The following is a 16,635-nucleotide window of genomic DNA, read 5'->3' on the forward strand; positions in this document are numbered from 1 at the left end:
GCCTGAACCAGGTGCCGGGCCCCTCTTTCCGTACCGGGACGCTAGATGCCCTGCCAGGCGGGCTTGTTGGCGAAGGTGTGGCGGAAGTAGTCCGCGAGCTTCAGCTTGGAGGCGGCGGCCTCGTCCACCACGACCGTGGCGTGCGGGTGCAGCTGCAGCGCGGAGGCCGGCACGACCGCGGCGACCGGACCCTCGACGGTCTGGGCCACGGCGTCGGCCTTGCCCTCGCCGGTGGCCAGGAGCACCAGGTGCCGGGCCTCCAGGATGGTGCCGATGCCCTGGGTGATGACGTGGTGCGGCACCTGCTCGATGTCGTTGTCGAAGAAGCGCGCGTTGTCGACGCGGGTCTGCTCGGTGAGCGTCTTGATCCGCGTCCGGGAGGCCAGCGAGGAGCACGGCTCGTTGAAGCCGATGTGCCCGTCGGTCCCGATGCCGAGGATCTGCAGGTCGACCCCGCCCGCCTCGCGCAGGGCCAGGTCGTAGGCCTCGCAGGCCGCCTGGACGTCCTCTGCCGAGCCGTCCGGGCCCATGAAGGCGTCCGGCGAGAGCCCGAGCGGCTCGACGACCTGACGCAGCACCGTGGAGCGGTAGGACTCCGGGTGCCCGGTGGGCAGACCGACGTACTCGTCGAGCTGAGCGATCCGGGCGCGCGAGGCGTCCACGGAACCGGCCATGACCTGGGCGATCAGGGCCTCGTAGATGGGCAGCGGAGTAGAGCCGGTGGCAACGCCGAGCAGAGCGTCGGGCTTGCGGCGCAGGAGGCCGGCGATGCCGTCCGCGATCAGCTCTCCGCCTGCCCTGGCGTCCGGGACGATGACAACTTCCACGCTGTGCCTGCCGATCTGGTGAGGGGCTGGTGAGGGCCTGGTGGTATAGACCAATCAAAGCCCAATCTAGCAGAGCGGAGCCCGTCCGCTCAGGCCCTTCCGGTCGGCAGGCGGTGCCCTCCCCATCGTCGAACGGGACGGCCCCCGCAGCCACCTGAACCCCCGCCCCGGTCAGGCGATCGAACCCCCGGTCGCGTCGATCCACTGTCCCGTCACCCAGCGCCCGTCGTGCGAGGCCAGGAAGGCCACCACATCGGCTATGTCGTCGGGCGCGCCGACCCTCCCGAGCGTCGAGAGCGCCGCCGCGCCCGCCCACGCCTCGTCGTCGCCGCGCAGCCAGTGCGCGTTGATGTCCGTGTCCACGATCCCGGGCGCCACGGCGTTGACCGTGATGCCCCGGCCGCCCAGCACCTTGGACAGATAGCGCGTGAAGGTGTCCAGGGCGCTCTTGGACATCGCGTACGCGATCAGCTCGGGCATCAGGGCGGCGTGGCTCAGGCCGGTGGAGACGTTGATGATCCGGCCGCCGTCGCGCAGCCGCTCCGCGCCCTGCTGCGCGAGGAAGAAAGGCGCCTTCGTGTTCACCGCGAAGATCCGGTCGTACTCCGCCTCGTCGATCGTCGCGAACGGCTTCGAGGCCGCGATCCCCGCGTTGTTGACGAGGATGTCGAGCCCGTCCCCGCCCGTCTGCTCGTCGAACCGCTCCCAGAGCGCCGCCGCGTCGCCCTCCGTCCCGAGCTCCTGGCCGATCGCGAAGGCCGCGCCGCCCGCCGCCTCGATCACCGAGACGGTCTCCTTCGCGGCCGCCTCGTTGGATCCGTAGTGCACCGCGACCCGCGCGCCGTCCCGGCCCAGCCGCTCGGCGATGCCCCGCCCGATCCCCCGGCTGCCGCCCGTGACCAGCGCCGTCCTGCCCGTGAGCGCACCCATGGGACGCCCCCCTCACTTCCGTAGTGGTCGTTACAGAATTGACCGTAACACCACTTCCGTAGTGCTCGCTATAGAATTGGCGTCATGACGACAGGACAGCGCGGCCGCCCCCGCTCCTTCGACCGCCTCACGGCTCTGGAGCAGGCCACGATGGCGTTCTGGGAGCACGGGTACGAGACCACCTCCGTCGCGGACCTCACCCGCGCCATGGGCATCAGCGCCCCGAGCCTCTACGCCGCCTTCGGCGACAAGAAGGCCCTGTTCGAGGAGGTCGTGGAGGCGTACGCGGTGAGTTACGGCGCGTACGGCGGCAGGGCCCTCGCGGAGGAGCCGACGGCCCGCGGCGCGCTCGGCCGGATGCTCCGGGAGGCGGCGGGCCTCTTCACCGATCCGTCCCACCCTCGCGGCTGCCTGATGATCTCCGCCGCGACCAACTGCTCGAACGCCGAGGTCGAGCAGGCCCTGCGCGAGCGGCGCGCCCGCAATCTGGCCGCGTTCGAGGAGCGGATCCGCCGGGCCCTCGACACGGGCGAACTGCCCGCCGACACGGACGCCGGCACCCTGGCCCGGCTCTACGGCGCGGTTCTCCAGGGCATGTCCCAGCAGGCGCGCGACGGGGCGACGAAGGAGGAGCTGGAGGCGGTCGCGGAGGCGGCGATGCGGTCCTGGCCGTCGGTTCCCGCCGCGGGCTGAAGGGCCCGGGCCGCAGGTCCGCGGGCCGGCAGGCCCCCGGAAACACCCGCGGGCTACGGCGCCCGACGGGACCCTCAACCCGTCCGGCACCGCAGCCCGGAGCTACCCGGCCGAGGATGTGCGGTCCACGGCCGTATGCGGAGGTCTCGACGCAGTCAGGGCAGAGAGCGTCGATCACCTCGTCCGCCCTCCTGTGCGGGGAGGGCGGAGGTCTTTCACAGGGCACTACCCAGCCATTGTGGACTAGACCATTCTCGTCTGTCCATCCATGTGCAAGGCCCCGTTCCCGGCCCATCCTCCAACACGAACGCCGCGAGATCCAGGTTCATCGCCTGTCGATTCCGCAGGTACGCTCGCATCTGTGCCCTCCATGAACGACCTCGTCCGCCAGCACACCGCTCTGAGTGAGTCCGACCTCGAGTGGCTGCACCTGCTGGTCTCGGAGTGGCAGCTGCTCTCCGACCTCTCCTTCGCCGACCTCGTCCTCTGGGTCCCCACCCTGGACGGCACCCGCTACGTCTCCGTCGCCCAGATGCGGCCCAACACCGGCCCGACCTCGTACCAGGACGACATGGTCGGCCACCTGGTCCCGCGCGGCCGTCGCCCGCTGCTCGACGCCGCCCTCGACGAGGGCCGGATCGTGCGCGAGGGCGACCCGGAGTGGCGCGAGGAGGTTCCCGTACGGGTCGAGTCCATCCCCGTGCGCCGTGAGGGCCGCGTCCTCGGCGTCATCGCCCGCAACACCAACCTGCTCACCGTGCGGACCCCCTCCCGGCTGGAGCTCACCTACCTCCAGTCCGCCTCCGACCTGGCGCAGATGATCGCCGCCGGTACGTTCCCCTTCCCTGGGGAGGCCGTCGACATGGACTCCTCGCCGCGCGCCGGTGACGGGCTGATCCGCCTCGACGCCGACGGCATCGTCCAGTACGCCTCGCCCAACGCCCTCTCCGCGTACCACCGGCTCGGCCTCGCCGCCGACCTCGTCGGCCAGCACCTCGGTCAGATCACCGCCGAACTCGCCCCCTCCCGCGGCCCGGTCGACGAGGCCCTGGTCAAACTGGCCTCCGGCTACGCCCCGCGCGAGGCGGAGGTCGAGGGCAACGGGGGTGTGATCCAGCTGCGCGCGATCCCGCTCAAGCCCAAGGGCACCCGCATCGGTTCGCTCGTCCTGCTCCGTGACGTCACCGAACTGCGACGCCGCGAGCGCGAGTTGATCACCAAGGACGCCACCATCCGGGAGATCCACCACCGGGTGAAGAACAACCTCCAGACCGTGGCCGCGCTGCTGCGCCTGCAGGCCCGCCGGATGGACACTGCCGCCGCAGGTGGAAGGAGCGCCCGCGAGGCCCTCAACGAGGCCGTACGCAGGGTCGGTTCGATCGCCATCGTGCACGAGACGCTCTCCCAGAACCTGGACGAGCGGGTGGAGTTCGACGAGATCGCCGACCGGGTGATCGCGATGGTCGCCGAGATCTCTCCGGGCAAGGTGACCTGCCGGCGCAACGGCCGCTTCGGCATCCTCGACGCCGAGGTCGCCACCCCGCTCTCCATGGTCCTCACCGAGATCCTCCAGAACGCCCTGGAGCACGCCTTCGCGCCGGGGGAGCACGGCACGGTCGAGGTCACGGCGGTCCGCGGGGAACCCCGCGCCGACGCGCGGCTGCTCATCACGGTCAAGGACGACGGTCGCGGTCTGCCCGAGGGCTTCGACCCGCAGCGCGCCGGAAACCTCGGCCTGCAGATCGTACGGACGCTGGTGGAGGGGGAGTTGGGCGGCACCTTCGACATGCAGCCGGGCGCGGAGCGCGGCACCAGGGTCGTCCTCGACATCCCTGTACAGCCGCAGAAGTGAGCGAGTGACAGGCACGCAGCAGCGAGCCCCGGACCGAAGGAGATCGGTCCGGGGCTCGAATGCTGTGGGTTACTGCTGCGCGCTGCGGCTCGGGGGCGGTGATTGCGTACGCGATGTACGCGCCGCTTGCCTCAGGCTTGTCAGGGTGTTCAGGCGCTGGCGTTGCGCGCCCGGTTGCGAGCGGCGCGGCGCTTCATGGCGCGGCGCTCGTCCTCGCTGAGGCCACCCCAGACGCCGGAGTCCTGGCCGGACTCGAGCGCCCACTGCAGGCACTGCTCCATGACGGGGCAGCGGCGGCAGACGGCCTTGGCTTCCTCGATCTGCAGCAGCGCAGGACCGGTGTTGCCGATGGGGAAGAACAGCTCGGGGTCTTCCTCACGACAAACGGCGTTGTGACGCCAGTCCATGGCTGCTACCTCTCTTGGTTACGTGCGGGTTGCTTGTGAATGTGAACGCTTTCACGAATCCCCCCGCAAGGGAAGGGCCGACTGTCAGATGGACTGACGTGGTCCTTGGATTGAGGAGGGGTTCTGACTCTCAGTGGAGGCCGGTCTTGCGGGCCGTCCCGATCGCCAAGAAGAGACTCCCAAACCCCAGGGGCGGATACAACCCCTTCCGGAAAGTTTTTTTTGATTCCTCGGTGTCGGCTAGGTCACAGCCGTACTTCTAAGGGGTGGATGGCAGCCTAAACGTTCGAGTGAAAGGACTTTCGGCCCTTCCACTCACACAATCACACGCAGTGCACGGCGAACGCCTGTGAACGTCACGCTCGTACGCAGTCCCAGGTGGTCTCCGTCCATCTGCAACGGGAGCGGAACCTTCGAATGCAAGGTGAAGTCCGTCAGATCGTGCAGAGACAGGGCGTGCTTGCCGTGCGGGCCGCGCTCGGGGCTCGAAGTGAGCAGCTGGGTGGCGTACCGGGCCACCGCCGGGGCCGAGAGACGGCTCAGTCCGAGGACGTCGAGGGCGGTCTCGAAGGATGCCTCCGGGGACGCGTACACCGGACGATTGCCCAGGTAGGTCCAGGGGGAGGTGTTGCAGATTATGGAGAGGACCAGCTCCTCGACCGGGTCCTCGCCGGGGCGCTCCAGGGTGATCGTCCCGCGCCGGCGGTTCGGCTCCTCCAGGAACTGGCGGAACACCTGGCGGAGGTACAGGGCGTGCGTGGATCTCTTGCCGCGTTCCCTCTGCTGTTCGACCCGCCCGATGACACTGGCGTCGAAACCGAAGCCGGCGCAGAAGGTGAACCAGCGGGACGGGACACCCTCGTCCTCGGTCCCCGGCGTGCCGGACGCCAGCCCGAGGCTCACCGTCCGTGCACGGCGCTCACGGAGCGCGTCGAGCAGCGCGCCCGTCGCCTCGACCGCGTCGTTGGGCAGTCCGAGCGCGCGGGCGAAGACATTGGTGGAGCCGCCGGGCACGATCGCGAGACCGGGCAGCCGGTCCGGATCCGGACCGCCGTGCAGCAGTCCGTTGACGACCTCGTTCACCGTCCCGTCGCCACCGAGGGCGACGACCAGCTCCACGTCCCGGGACTCGGCGGCCCGGCGGCCGAGGTCGCGGGCGTGGCCCCGGTACTCGGTGGTGACGGCCTCCAGCTTCATCTCGCTCGCGAGGGCGTGGATGAGGACGTCACGGGTGCGAGCACTGGTGGTGGTGGCTGCCGGATTGACCACGAGAAGTGCGCGCATGGCCGCCAGGGTACCTACCCGGCGGTACTCGTTCCCACTCGTGGCCACCTGCCGGACGGCCCTGGTCCGAGGGTCGCCCCGCGGTCCCGGCTACCCTGCCGGGTATGAGCAGTACGGAGCAGACCCCCCGCCCTGTCCGGTTGACCGCGGCGGCCGCGGTGGCCGGAATCGAGGCCCTCGCGCTGATGATCGGGGGCGTGTACGTCCTCGTCACCGCGCTCACCGGAGACCCCGACGGCCTGTCGCAGGCGGTCATGGGCGGGGCGACCCTGATCGCGCTCGGCCTCATCCCGGGCGCCGCCGCGCGCGGCCTGCTGCTGCGCCGGAGCTGGAGCCGGGGGCCGGCGATCATCACGCAGATCCTGGCCCTGCCGGTCGCCTGGCAGCTCCTCCAGGCGAACAGCGCCCTGATCCCCGGCGGCATCGCCCTCGCCGCCCTCGCCGTCACCGGCCTGGTGCTCCTCGTGAACCCCGCGACGACCGAGGCCCTGGGCATCGGCCGCCGCGGCGAGGCGTGACGTACGTAACCGTCCTGCTTCCTGCTCCTCGACCTCCTACTCCTCGACGAGGAGCTTCTCCCGCAGCTGGGCCAGCGTGCGGGCCAGCAGCCGGGAGACGTGCATCTGCGAGATGCCGACCTCCTGCGCGATCTGCGACTGGGTCATGTTGCCGAAGAAGCGAAGCAGCAGGATCCGCTTCTCCCGGGGCGGCAGGTCCTCCAGGAGCGGCTTGAGCGACTCCCGGTACTCGACGCCCTCCAGGGCCTCGTCCTCCGCGCCGAGGGTGTCCGCGACCGCCGGGGACTCGTCGTCCGTGTCCGGCACGTCCAGGGAGAGCGTCGAGTAGGCGTTCGCCGACTCCAGGCCCTCCAGGACCTCCTCCTCGGAGATCCCGAGCCGCTCCGCCAGCTCGTGCACCGTCGGTGAGCGGCCGTGCAGCTGGGACAGCTCCGCCGTCGCCGTCGTCAGCGAGAGCCGCAGCTCCTGGAGCCGGCGCGGCACGCGCACCGCCCAGCCCTTGTCCCGGAAGTGCCGCTTGATCTCGCCGACCACCGTCGGTGTCGCGTACGTCGAGAACTCGACGCCCCGCTCCGGGTCGAAGCGGTCCACCGACTTGATCAGACCGATCGTCGCGACCTGCGTCAGGTCGTCCAGCGGCTCGCCCCGGTTGCGGAACCGCCGCGCCAGGTGCTCGACCAGCGGCAGGTGCATCCGCACCAGCTGGTTGCGCAGCTCCGCCTTGGCCGGAGAGCCCTCGGGGAGCGCCCGCAGCTCGATGAAGAGCGCGCGTGCCCCGCTCCGGTCGTGCGGATCCGGAGCCTCCTGCGGGGCGTCCAAAACCTCGGGCACGGCCTTGGCCTTCTGCGGCTCGGCGTCCTTCGGGACCTCGTTGTGCTGCTCGTGCTCGCTCATCTGGACCGCCTGCTCCGTAGCGACCTCGACCTCGACCTCCGGATGCGGCCGCGCCTGCTGCTCAGGGATGCCGGCCGTCGCGTCCCCGCTCCTCACGCCGGGCCTGGCCCCGCGCCGCGCTGTTTGTACAGGCTGATGGAGACGGTCTTGTCGTCCGCCACGGAGGACTCGACCTTCCCGGCCAGCGCGGAGAGCACCGTCCAGGCGAAGGTGTCCCGCTCCGGAGCGCGGCCGTCCGTGGTGGGGGCGGAGACCGTGACGTCCAGCGAGTCGTCGACCAGCCGGAAGACACAGCTGAGGACGGAGCCCGGTACGGCCTGCTGGAGCAGGATGGCGCACGCCTCGTCGACCGCGATCCGCAAGTCCTCGATCTCGTCGAGGGTGAAGTCCAAGCGCGCCGCGAGACCGGCCGTGGCCGTACGCAGCACGGACAGGTAGGCACCCGCAGCGGGCAGCCGGACTTCCACGAAGTCCTGGGACCCGGGCTCGCCTGCGATCTGGGACACCCTCACCTCCAAGGTGGCACAAGCTCATTCGGGGCCCGGGGGGAGAAAGCCCCCCGAACCGGGCGGTGCGCAGTCGGTTGCGCAATCCGCCGTGACGCTATCGCGATCCATGCTGCCGTGTCGCCGTGGGCCCTGTTCGGGACCTCGCCCCCGCCTGTCACTCATGGTAAGGCCATGAGTACGGACAGTGGCTAGAGGTCTGCGGGGCCCAATTGTGAGCGACGGACAGCCGATTGCCGGGGTGTCGTACCCAGCCCTCAGACGATCGAACCGTCCACGAAACACCACCGCCAGCGCTCGTTCGGCTCGAAGGTCCGCATCACCGGGTGGCCGGTGGTCGAGAAGTGCCCGGTCGCGTGCCGTCCCGACGAGGAGTCGCAGCAGCCCACATGGCCACAGGTGAGGCAGAGCCGCAGCTGGACGGGGTGGGTGCCGTCGGCCAGGCACTCGGGACAGGTGTCGGTCAGCGGCGCCGGTTCGGGGCGCGGCATTTCGGCAACGTGCGGGCACTCGCTCATGATGGCCAGGTTACGTGGTGGACCGAGCCGGGGACGGGGCCGAGGAATGGACGCACTGCAGTTGGTGGGGCTGGTGGCGGCGAGCGCCGCCGTGGCGGGCCTGGCCCGCAGGACGCCCGTACCGGCGCCCCTTCTTCTGGTGGCCGTCGGCCTCGCCGCCGCGTACGTGCCGGGGGTCCCGGACTACACCCTCGACCCGCACATCGTCCTGCCGCTCATCCTGCCCCCGCTCCTCTACACGGCGGCGGTGGACTCCTCGTACCTCGACCTGCGGGCCAACGTCCGGCCCGTGGCCCTGCTCTCGGTCGGGTACGTCCTCTTCGCCACCGTCGCCGTCGGCTGGCTCGCGTACGTCCTCGTCCCGGACCTGCCGCTCACGGCGGCGCTCGTGCTCGGCGCGGTCGTCGCGCCGCCGGACGCCGTCGCGGCGACGGCGATCGCCCGCAAGCTGGGGCTGCCGAACCGGATCACCACCATCCTCCAGGGCGAGTCCCTGGTGAACGACGCCACCGCCATCACCGCCTTCAAGGTCGCTCTCGCCGCCGCCGTCGGCGAGGGCATCAGCTGGGCGGGCGGCGTCGGCGAGTTCGCGCTCGCGGCGGTCGGCGGGATCGGCGTCGGCCTCGTCCTGATGGCGCCCATCCACTGGCTCCGCCGACACCTCGGCGAGGCCCTGCTGCAGAACACCCTCTCCCTGCTGATCCCCTTCATCGCCTACGCGGCGGCGGAACAGGTCGGCGCCTCCGGGGTCCTCGCGGTGGTCGTCGTCGGCCTCTTCCTCGGACACCGCAACTGGCAGGTGGACTTCGCGACCCGCCTCCAGGAGGAGGCCGTGTGGAAGATGGTCGCCTTCGTCCTGGAGTCCGCCGTCTTCGCCCTCATCGGCCTCCAGCTGCCGTACGTCGTCGAGGGCCTCGGGCGGTACGGGATTGCCGAGGCGGCCGGTTACGCCCTGGGGGTCTTCGCGGCCGTGGTCGTCGTCCGGTTCGTCTGGGTCTACCCCGCCACCTTCCTGCCGCGGTGGCTGTCGGAACGGATCAGGGAACGGGAGCCCGGAGTGGACTGGCGGGCGCCGCTGATCGTCGGCTGGGCCGGCATGCGCGGCGTCGTCTCCCTCGCCATCGCCTTCTCCATCCCGGTGATGACGGACGGGGTGGAGTTCCCCGCCCGCAACCTCGTCCTCTTCCTCACCTTCACCACCGTGATCGGGACCCTCGTCGTCCAGGGGCTCACCCTGCCCCCACTGATCCGGCTCCTGAAGCTCCCCGCCCGCGACACCTATCAGGAGACCCTGGCCGAGGCGCAGGCCCAGAGCGAGGCGTCCCGGGCGGCCGAGGAGCGCCTGGACGCCCTCCTCGCCGACGAGCGCAACGCCCTGCCGCAGCCGCTCTCCGACCGGCTCCGCACGGTCCTGGAACGGCGCCGCAACGCCGTGTGGGAGCGCCTCGGTTCGGTCAACGCGGTCACCGGAGAGACCGCCGACGACACCTACCGCCGGCTCGCCCGCGAGATGATCGAGGCCGAGCGCGAGGTGTTCGTACGGCTGAGGGACGAGCGCCGGATCGACGACGAGATGCTGCGCACACTGCTGCGCCGGCTGGACCTGGAGGAGGCCGCGGCCTACCGCGAGGAGGGCTGACGTCCGGCGCGCGACCGCTCGGACCGTGACCGCCACGCGCGCGTGGCGGTCAATCCGGCGCCCCGGTGACGACCGCCGCGATGCTCGTCCCCCGGGGGAACGCGCCTTCCTCGGCGAGGGCGACAAGTCCGTAGAGCATTTTGGCGACATACAGTCGCTCGATGGCGAGTCCATGCCGCGCCTCGAAGTCCTCGGCGAACGCGTCGAGCGCCGGGTTCGTACGGGCGTAACCGCCGCCGTGGAAGCGCTCGTCGAGGCTCCAGTCGCCCCGCGGGCCGCCGAACGCGGCGCGCTGCAGCGCCCGTACCTCCTCGCCCAGGAAACCGCCCTTGAGGACCGGGACGCCGAGCGCACGCCGCCCGGGTCCCAGACCGGCCGCCAGGCCCGCGAGCGTGCCCCCGGTGCCGCAGGCGACGGCGACCACGTCCGCGGCCCCGCGCAGCTCGCGGCCGAGCTCCACGCAGCCCTCGACGGCGAGGGCGTTGCTGCCGCCTTCGGGGACGACGTACGTCCCCGAAGGGGACCGGGCGAGCAGTCCGGCCAGCACCTGCGGATCCGACTTCGCCCGGTACGTGGCACGGTCCACGAAGACCAGTCGCATCCCGTCCGCCGCGCACCGCGCCAGCGACGGGTTCAGGGGCCGGTCGGCCAGCTCCTGGCCCCGTACGACGCCGATCGTGTCGAAGTCGAGCAGCCGGCCGGCGGCGGCCGTCGCCCGCAGGTGGTTGGAGTACGCGCCGCCGAAGGTCAGCACCGGGCGGCCGCCGGCCGCGCGCAGGTTGAGCGCGAGCTTGCGCCACTTGTTGCCGGGCAGGTCCGGATGGATCAGGTCCTCGCGCTTGAGCAGCAGCCGCAGACCGTGGCGGGTGAACCGTTCGTCCTCGACCGGCTCCAGAGGGGACGGGAGCCGGGGCCGCAGGCGGGAGAGGTCGAACGCGTTCACCCGGCCATTGTCTACCGAAGGCGTTCCGCGATCCGCTCCCGCATCGAGGCCATGGTGAAGCCGCGCGGATCCACCTTGCCCGGCTGCCACTCCAGGTGGCCGAGCACCGAGCGCTGGTTCCAGCCGTGCACCCGGCACACCGCCGCCGCGGCCTTCTCGATGGCCTCCAGCTGCACCTTCGGCCAGGGGTCGGAGCCGTTCCCGAGGTTCTCGCACTCGAAGCCGTAGAAGTACCGGTTGCCGTCCGTCGTCACCTCGTTGTCGGGCGGCAGGCCCTGCTCGGCGATGACGGCCCGCAGGACGTCGTCGTCGCCGGCCCCCGCGTGGTTGGCGCGGCCGTAGCCGACCAGGTGGACCGTGCCGTTCTTGGCGATCACGCCGTGACAGAGCGGCCCGGGCAGGGTGCTGTGGCCGTCCCGGCAGAGCGCGACGGTGTTCGCGGTGCCCCGGGTGACGGTGTGGTGGATCATCACGCCGTGGACGGGCCCCCAAGGGCCTTTGTGGTTGCGGTTGTGGGTGCGCCAGTCGCCGACCTCGACGACCGAGAGGCCTTCGTCGCGCAGCGCGTCGAGGAACCTGCTCGCGGACATGGGTGGGGCCATGGCCGACTCCTTCGGATAAAGCGGAACCGGGACGGTGCCGGAGTACCGGAGTACCGGAGGGCTTTCCCGCGAGCCATCTGTTCGGGCCCTGTGCGAGCCGATCCGGACACCGCGCCATGAGGCGGGCGAGGCGGGGTTGTTCGAGCGGAAAGTGAGTGGCATGCCCAGTCGGAAGCCGATCACTCCCACTCATTTGTGTAATGGCGCCCGCACTCTCCGTGCTGAAAGGCTTCCTCTCGCAGGTCATTCACATCGAGAGGGAGTTCCATGTCCGTTGGTTCGGTTGGCGACGAGGTCCGCGCGGATCAGGCGACGCCGCAGCAGAGTCTCGGTACCGCCGCCGCGCGGAACCTGGCGACCACGACCAAGTCCGCGCCGCAGATGCAGGAGATCACCTCACGGTGGCTGCTGCGGATGCTGCCGTGGGTGCAGGTCCAGGGCGGCACCTACCGGGTGAACCGGAGGCTCAGCTACTCCGTGGGCGACGGCCGCGTCACCTTCGTCCAGACCGGCGAGCGCGTCGCGGTCATCCCCGCGGAGCTCGGCGAACTCCCCGCGCTGCGCGGCTACGACGACGAGGAGGCCCTCACCGAACTCGCCTCCCGTTGCCGCCAGCGCGAGTACGCGGCCGGAGAGGTGATCGCCGCCGCGGGCGCGCCCACCGACCGCGTCCACCTCCTGGCGCACGGCAAGGTCGAGCAGATCGGCGAGGGACCGTACGGCGACGAGGCGGTCCTCGGAGTCCTGGCCGACGGCGCGCACTTCGGTGACAGCGCGCTGACCCACCCGGACGCCACGTGGGAGTGGACCGCCCGCGCGGCCACCGCCTGCACCGTCCTCGAACTCACCCACGACGACGTGCGCAACCTCGCCGAGCGGGCCACCTCGCTCGCAGAGCACCTCGCGAGCGTCGCCGCCCTGCCCCACCAGCGCACCAACAAGTTCGGCGAGGCCGCGATCGACCTCTCCGCCGGCCACGTCGGCGAGGCGGTCGTCCCGCACACGTACGTGGACTACGACGCCTCGCCGCGCGAGTACGAACTGTCGGTCGCGCAGACGGTCCTGAAGGTCCACAGCCGCGTCGCCGACCTCTACAACCAGCCGATGAACCAGACCGAGCAGCAGTTGCGGCTCACGGTCGAGGCGCTGCGCGAGCGCCAGGAGCACGAGCTGATCAACAACCGCGAGTTCGGCCTGCTCTCCAACTGCGACTACGGCCAGCGCCTCCAGCCCCACGACGGCGTGCCCAGCCCCGACGACATGGACGAGCTGCTCTCCCGGCGCCGGGGCTCGAAGATGTTCATCGCCCACCCGCGCGCGATCGCCGCCTTCGGCCGCGAGTGCAACCGGCGGGGTCTCGTCCCGGAGTCCATCGAGATCAACGGGAACCGCATCCCGACCTGGCGCGGTGTCCCGATCTTCCCGAGCAACAAGATCCCGATCTCGGACGCCCGGACCACGTCCATCATCTGCATGCGTACGGGCGAGGCCGACCAGGGCGTGATCGGGCTTCACCAGACGGGCCTTCCGGACGAGATCGAGCCCAGCCTCTCCGTGCGCTTCATGGGCATCGACGAGCAGGCGATCATCTCCTACCTGGTGACGGCCTACTACTCGGCCGCGATCCTCGTGCCCGACGCGCTCGGAGTCCTGGAGAACGTGGAGGTCAGCCGCTGGCGCTGACGCGCCGGCCCCGGTGACCGTGGCGGGGGGCCGCGCCGACGAGCCCCCCGCCACCACGCCGCACGCCAAGCGACTCACGAATGAGGGGGAAGTGTGACCATGACTCGGCCGGACGCCGTGGGCGACACCCAGGGCGCCGTGGCGCTCCTCGACCAGACACGCGTAGTCGTCCATCCTCAACTGCGCTCGACCATCGAGTCGTTGCCAGGCTCCATACGGCGCGTGGCGATGTACCACTTCGGCTGGGAGCAGGCCGACGGCTCGCCGGCCTCCGGGCAGACGGGCAAGGCGATCCGGCCCGCCCTGGTGCTCGCCGCCACCCGCGCGCTCGGCGGTGACCCGGCGCCCGCCGTGCGGGCCGCCGCCGCCGTGGAGCTCGCGCACAACTTCACGCTGCTCCACGACGACATCGTGGACGAGGACCCGACCCGCCGGCACCGGCCGACGGCCTGGACGGTGTTCGGCATCCCCGACGCGCTGATCGCGGGTGACGCCATGTTCGCGCTGGCGCTCCGGCTGCTCGCCGAGGACGGCCACCCTGCCTCGGCCGCCGCCTCGGCCCGGCTCGCCGCCTGTGTCATCGAGCTCTGCGCCGGCCAGCAGGCGGACTGCGCCTTCGAGCACCGTGGCGCGCGCGAGGTGACCCTGGAGGAGTGCACGGCGATGGCCACCGCCAAGACGGGCGCCCTGCTCGGCTGTGCCTGCGCCCTCGGCGCGCTGTACGCGGGCGCGGGCGAGGAGGAGGTCGCGGCGATGGACGCGTTCGGCCGGGAGGCCGGGCTCGCCTTCCAGCTCATCGACGACCTGATGGGCATCTGGGGCGACCCCGGGCGCACGGGCAAGCCGGCGGGCGCGGACCTCGCCGCCCACAAGAAGTCGCTGCCGGTGGTGGCGGCGCTCGCCTCGGGCACGGCGGCGGCGCAGGAGCTGGCCGAGCTGTACGCCCGTAAGGAACTCGACGCGGCGGCCGTACGGGCGGCGGCGGACGCGGTCGAGCGGGCGGGCGGCCGCGACTGGGCGCAGACCCAGGCGGCCGACCGGATGGCCCGCGCGGTGCAGCACCTGTCCCGGGCGGTACCGGATCCGGCGGCGGCCGGAGACCTGCTGGCCCTGGCGGAGTTCGTGACGCGCCGGACGCGGTGACCGCTCAGGTCTCCGGCACGATGCGGCTGACCACGGTCTCGATGAGGTCGTCCAGCTCGCGGTCCCCGTGCAGGCCGGGCACGGTGAAGTGGTCGAAGAGCAGCCCCGTGAGGGAGAAGTAGAGCAGCCGCACCGTGTCCGCGTCGCCCGGCATTCCGGACTCGATGTGCGTGCGGATGTTGAAGTCCAGATCGGACCGCAGCACCTTGGTGAGCTGCGTGCGCAGCTCGGGTCGGCGCGTGGCCTCCAGCCTGAGCTCGAAGAGGCCCAGATAGCAGGTGCGTTCGGCGGCCAACCGCCGGGCGAGCCAGCGCATCAGCTCGACGACGAGCTCCCGGCTGGGCTCCGGCCGCAGGGCCGTGGCCACGGAACCAGGGTCCGGGGTCATCCGGACGAAGATGCGGTCGGCGACCTGGGACAGCAGCAGGTCCCGGTCGCTGAAGTAGTTGGACGAGGTGCCCGTGGGGACACCCGCCCGGGCGTCGACCGCCCGGAAGGTGAGCCCACGGGCACCTTCGTCCGCGAGCACCTCGATCGCCGCGTCGAGCAGGGCCGTACGGCGTTCCGGGTTCCTGGCCACCGGACCTCCTGATTCCACTTCTCGTCGGAAGATAGCTCTTGCGTAACCACTACAGGTGAAGCACTATAGCCGTCGTGGTTGCGACCGCAGCCCACACCTGAAGACGAAAAGGACCGGTTTGCGCAAGCTCACCTATTTCATCGCCTGCTCCATCGACGGCTTCATCGGTGACCCCCAGGGGGACGCCTCGTCCATGTTCGCGTTCACGAGCGGGACGTACATGGAGTTCCTGGCCGGCGAGTACCCGGAGACGATCCCCACCCAGGGGCGCGTCCCGCTCGGCATCGACGCCGACCACAAGCACTTCGACACCGTCGTCCAGGGCCTGAACTCGTACAAGCTCGCCCTGGACATCGGCGTCACCAGCCCCTACGCCCACCTGCGGGAGATCGTCGCGACCCGCTCGCTCACCGAGTCGCCCGACCCGAACGTCGAGCTGATCGCCGACGACCTCGTCGGCAGGGTCCGCGAACTCAAGGCCGAGGACAGCCCGCTCGGCATCTGGCTCTGCGGCGGTTCCCAGATCGCGGGTGCGCTGGTCGACGAGATCGACGAGCTGATCATCAAGACGTACCCGCAGGTCTACGGCTCCGGCATGCCGATGTTCGGCGCCGACTTCGCGCCCCGCGACTTCGAACTGGGCGAGGTGCGCACCTTCGACAACGGGGTGCTCGTCCGGACGTACACCAGGAAGCGGTGACCACAGGCGCGCCCTACCCTGGGAGGTATGGGCAGCGAGACCCCGCGTACGGTACGGGATCCGCAGGCCACGCCCACGTGCCCGGCCTGCGGACGCCCCGTCGGTATCGTCGCGAAGCGGCACAAGGTCCTCGGGGCCTGGGTGCCGGAGTGGGAAGTGCAGCCGTGCCGGAATCCGCGGTGTACGCGGTACGTCCGGCATGAGGACACCGACGGGAACGGCGACGGCCCGGAGGAGACCTCGGCGGCGCCCGTGGAAGGGGGTGCGGCCGCCGCACCGGAGCGCGCTCCCGAAGGCGGCACGGAAGCCGCTCCCCCGCACGTGACCGGCAAGAACGGCGAGATCGGGAGAAGTCCGGCCACAGGGTGACCAGGCCGCGCGAAGGAAGCGTTCCGACCGCTACAGTCCGCGCATGTCATCGGAGTCGACAGAAGTCTGGACCGGCTGGTACCGGGACCGCAGCGGCGCGGAAGCGATCGCGATCACGGTGGACGGACAGCAGGTGTCCGCCCGCATCAGGGGAGTCGCGTACACGGGCGCGAGCTTCGCCGCCCTGCGCGCGGCGGAGAAGGGCGGCGAGGCCCTCACCGGGTGCGTCCTGGAATGGGATCTGCCGCTTCCCGTCGTCCTGGACGGTGTCACCCAGCAGGCCACCCTCAGCTGTCTGCTGACGCTCGGCGAGCGGGCGGACCTGAGCCTGACGCTGCACTACGGCGGGGCGGCCTTCGAATCGGGCATCGCCGGTGGCGACTTCGAGGACGCGCTCGACCGGGTGAGGCGCCAGCTCCCGGCCGGCGCGACGTTCGGCCGCCGCCTGCTCCAGACGGCCTGAGGCGGCGCGGGGCGGCTCCCGCACGCCGTGGCGTTCGGCCGGCCCGGCGCGGAGGGCGTGCGGGCGGCCCGGCACCGTGGCGTC

General features: G+C 71.2%; 19 protein-coding genes. 9 read left to right on the forward strand and 10 right to left on the reverse strand.

What is annotated here, in order from left to right; genetic code table 11:
* Positions 1-41: 41 nt before the first annotated feature.
* On the reverse strand, positions 42-827 hold the full coding sequence (nagB, locus tag ACWF79_RS21305) for a glucosamine-6-phosphate deaminase (RefSeq protein WP_453729687.1): 786 nt from the start codon (positions 825-827) through the stop codon (positions 42-44).
* A gap of 171 nt (positions 828-998) precedes the next feature.
* On the reverse strand, positions 999-1,757 hold the full coding sequence (locus ACWF79_RS21310; RefSeq protein WP_453729688.1) for an SDR family oxidoreductase: 759 nt from the start codon (positions 1,755-1,757) through the stop codon (positions 999-1,001).
* Positions 1,758-1,841: 84 nt separating this feature from the next.
* On the opposite strand from ACWF79_RS21310, the gene ACWF79_RS21315 reads away from it, so the two are divergent.
* The gene (locus tag ACWF79_RS21315) at positions 1,842-2,450 is read left to right on the forward strand and encodes a TetR/AcrR family transcriptional regulator (protein ID WP_453729689.1); all 609 of its coding nucleotides are present in this window, start codon (positions 1,842-1,844) and stop codon (positions 2,448-2,450) included.
* Between the two features lie 370 nt (positions 2,451-2,820).
* Positions 2,821-4,302, forward strand: coding sequence for a PAS domain-containing sensor histidine kinase (locus ACWF79_RS21320; RefSeq protein ID WP_453729759.1), 1,482 nt, complete (start codon positions 2,821-2,823; stop codon positions 4,300-4,302).
* A gap of 149 nt (positions 4,303-4,451) precedes the next feature.
* On the opposite strand, the gene ACWF79_RS21325 is transcribed toward ACWF79_RS21320, so the two are convergent.
* Complete coding sequence (locus ACWF79_RS21325) at positions 4,452-4,709, reverse strand: WhiB family transcriptional regulator (protein WP_003953983.1); 258 nt, start codon at positions 4,707-4,709, stop codon at positions 4,452-4,454.
* 315 nt (positions 4,710-5,024) lie between these two features.
* On the reverse strand, positions 5,025-5,993 hold the full coding sequence (locus tag ACWF79_RS21330; protein WP_453729690.1) for a diacylglycerol/lipid kinase family protein: 969 nt from the start codon (positions 5,991-5,993) through the stop codon (positions 5,025-5,027).
* 104 nt (positions 5,994-6,097) lie between these two features.
* Here ACWF79_RS21330 and ACWF79_RS21335 point away from each other — a divergent pair, with 104 nt between their 5' ends.
* A complete protein-coding gene (locus ACWF79_RS21335) occupies positions 6,098-6,511 on the forward strand; it encodes a hypothetical protein (RefSeq protein WP_453729691.1) in 414 nt (137 codons plus the stop codon).
* A gap of 36 nt (positions 6,512-6,547) precedes the next feature.
* On the opposite strand, the gene ACWF79_RS21340 is transcribed toward ACWF79_RS21335, so the two are convergent.
* The 3 genes from ACWF79_RS21340 to ACWF79_RS21350 form a co-directional block, all read right to left on the reverse strand.
* Positions 6,548-7,501, reverse strand: a complete 954-nt coding sequence (locus tag ACWF79_RS21340) for an RNA polymerase sigma factor SigF (protein WP_453729692.1) — start codon at positions 7,499-7,501, stop codon at positions 6,548-6,550.
* Positions 7,498-7,911: an ATP-binding protein gene (locus tag ACWF79_RS21345; RefSeq protein ID WP_361436509.1), complete on the reverse strand. Its 414-nt coding sequence runs from the start codon at positions 7,909-7,911 to the stop codon at positions 7,498-7,500. Before ACWF79_RS21345 ends, ACWF79_RS21340 begins: the two co-directional genes overlap by 4 nt.
* Positions 7,912-8,168: 257 nt before the next feature.
* Positions 8,169-8,429 carry a UBP-type zinc finger domain-containing protein gene (locus tag ACWF79_RS21350; protein ID WP_453729693.1) on the reverse strand — a complete coding sequence of 87 codons (261 nt, stop codon included), beginning with the start codon at positions 8,427-8,429 and terminating at the stop codon, positions 8,169-8,171.
* 46 nt (positions 8,430-8,475) lie between these two features.
* Between ACWF79_RS21350 and ACWF79_RS21355 the strand changes: the two genes are divergently transcribed.
* On the forward strand, positions 8,476-10,068 hold the full coding sequence (locus ACWF79_RS21355) for a Na+/H+ antiporter (RefSeq protein WP_453729694.1): 1,593 nt from the start codon (positions 8,476-8,478) through the stop codon (positions 10,066-10,068).
* Between the two features lie 49 nt (positions 10,069-10,117).
* On the opposite strand, the gene ACWF79_RS21360 is transcribed toward ACWF79_RS21355, so the two are convergent.
* Both ACWF79_RS21360 and ACWF79_RS21365 read right to left on the reverse strand, forming a co-directional pair.
* Entirely contained in the window at positions 10,118-11,011 is an 894-nt protein-coding gene (locus ACWF79_RS21360) for a 1-aminocyclopropane-1-carboxylate deaminase/D-cysteine desulfhydrase (protein WP_453729695.1), read from the reverse strand.
* A gap of 11 nt (positions 11,012-11,022) precedes the next feature.
* On the reverse strand, positions 11,023-11,613 hold the full coding sequence (locus ACWF79_RS21365; RefSeq protein WP_453729696.1) for an N-acetylmuramoyl-L-alanine amidase: 591 nt from the start codon (positions 11,611-11,613) through the stop codon (positions 11,023-11,025).
* Positions 11,614-11,880: 267 nt separating this feature from the next.
* Between ACWF79_RS21365 and ACWF79_RS21370 the strand changes: the two genes are divergently transcribed.
* Entirely contained in the window at positions 11,881-13,296 is a 1,416-nt protein-coding gene (locus ACWF79_RS21370; RefSeq protein ID WP_453729697.1) for a family 2B encapsulin nanocompartment shell protein, read from the forward strand.
* Positions 13,297-13,395: 99 nt separating this feature from the next.
* The gene (locus ACWF79_RS21375; RefSeq protein WP_453729760.1) at positions 13,396-14,439 is read left to right on the forward strand and encodes a family 2 encapsulin nanocompartment cargo protein polyprenyl transferase; all 1,044 of its coding nucleotides are present in this window, start codon (positions 13,396-13,398) and stop codon (positions 14,437-14,439) included.
* 4 nt (positions 14,440-14,443) lie between these two features.
* Here the strand turns inward: ACWF79_RS21375 and ACWF79_RS21380 are convergent, their stop codons facing one another.
* Positions 14,444-15,019, reverse strand: coding sequence for a TetR/AcrR family transcriptional regulator (locus ACWF79_RS21380; protein ID WP_453729698.1), 576 nt, complete (start codon positions 15,017-15,019; stop codon positions 14,444-14,446).
* A 118-nt stretch (positions 15,020-15,137) separates the two neighbouring features.
* On the opposite strand from ACWF79_RS21380, the gene ACWF79_RS21385 reads away from it, so the two are divergent.
* From ACWF79_RS21385 to ACWF79_RS21395, 3 genes are read left to right on the forward strand one after another with little or no spacing between them, the layout of a single operon-like run.
* A complete protein-coding gene (locus tag ACWF79_RS21385) occupies positions 15,138-15,719 on the forward strand; it encodes a dihydrofolate reductase family protein (RefSeq protein ID WP_453729699.1) in 582 nt (193 codons plus the stop codon).
* A gap of 27 nt (positions 15,720-15,746) precedes the next feature.
* Positions 15,747-16,088, forward strand: coding sequence for a hypothetical protein (locus tag ACWF79_RS21390; protein WP_453729700.1), 342 nt, complete (start codon positions 15,747-15,749; stop codon positions 16,086-16,088).
* Between the two features lie 43 nt (positions 16,089-16,131).
* Entirely contained in the window at positions 16,132-16,551 is a 420-nt protein-coding gene (locus tag ACWF79_RS21395; protein WP_453729701.1) for a DUF6304 family protein, read from the forward strand.
* Positions 16,552-16,635 lie beyond the last annotated feature (84 nt).

Source organism: Streptomyces sp. NPDC054975, assembly GCF_053609105.1.

Coding starts and splice junctions, on each gene's coding strand:
- ACWF79_RS21310 (WP_453729688.1), bottom strand. CDS start 1,757: ATGGGTGCGCTCACGGGCAGGACGGCGCTGGTCACGGGCGGCAGCCGG.
- ACWF79_RS21315 (WP_453729689.1), top strand. CDS start 1,842: ATGACGACAGGACAGCGCGGCCGCCCCCGCTCCTTCGACCGCCTCACG.
- ACWF79_RS21320 (WP_453729759.1), top strand. CDS start 2,821: ATGAACGACCTCGTCCGCCAGCACACCGCTCTGAGTGAGTCCGACCTC.
- ACWF79_RS21325 (WP_003953983.1), bottom strand. CDS start 4,709: ATGGACTGGCGTCACAACGCCGTTTGTCGTGAGGAAGACCCCGAGCTG.
- ACWF79_RS21330 (WP_453729690.1), bottom strand. CDS start 5,993: ATGCGCGCACTTCTCGTGGTCAATCCGGCAGCCACCACCACCAGTGCT.
- ACWF79_RS21335 (WP_453729691.1), top strand. CDS start 6,098: ATGAGCAGTACGGAGCAGACCCCCCGCCCTGTCCGGTTGACCGCGGCG.
- ACWF79_RS21350 (WP_453729693.1), bottom strand. CDS start 8,429: ATGAGCGAGTGCCCGCACGTTGCCGAAATGCCGCGCCCCGAACCGGCG.
- ACWF79_RS21355 (WP_453729694.1), top strand. CDS start 8,476: ATGGACGCACTGCAGTTGGTGGGGCTGGTGGCGGCGAGCGCCGCCGTG.
- ACWF79_RS21365 (WP_453729696.1), bottom strand. CDS start 11,613: ATGGCCCCACCCATGTCCGCGAGCAGGTTCCTCGACGCGCTGCGCGAC.
- ACWF79_RS21370 (WP_453729697.1), top strand. CDS start 11,881: ATGTCCGTTGGTTCGGTTGGCGACGAGGTCCGCGCGGATCAGGCGACG.
- ACWF79_RS21375 (WP_453729760.1), top strand. CDS start 13,396: ATGACTCGGCCGGACGCCGTGGGCGACACCCAGGGCGCCGTGGCGCTC.
- ACWF79_RS21390 (WP_453729700.1), top strand. CDS start 15,747: ATGGGCAGCGAGACCCCGCGTACGGTACGGGATCCGCAGGCCACGCCC.
- ACWF79_RS21395 (WP_453729701.1), top strand. CDS start 16,132: ATGTCATCGGAGTCGACAGAAGTCTGGACCGGCTGGTACCGGGACCGC.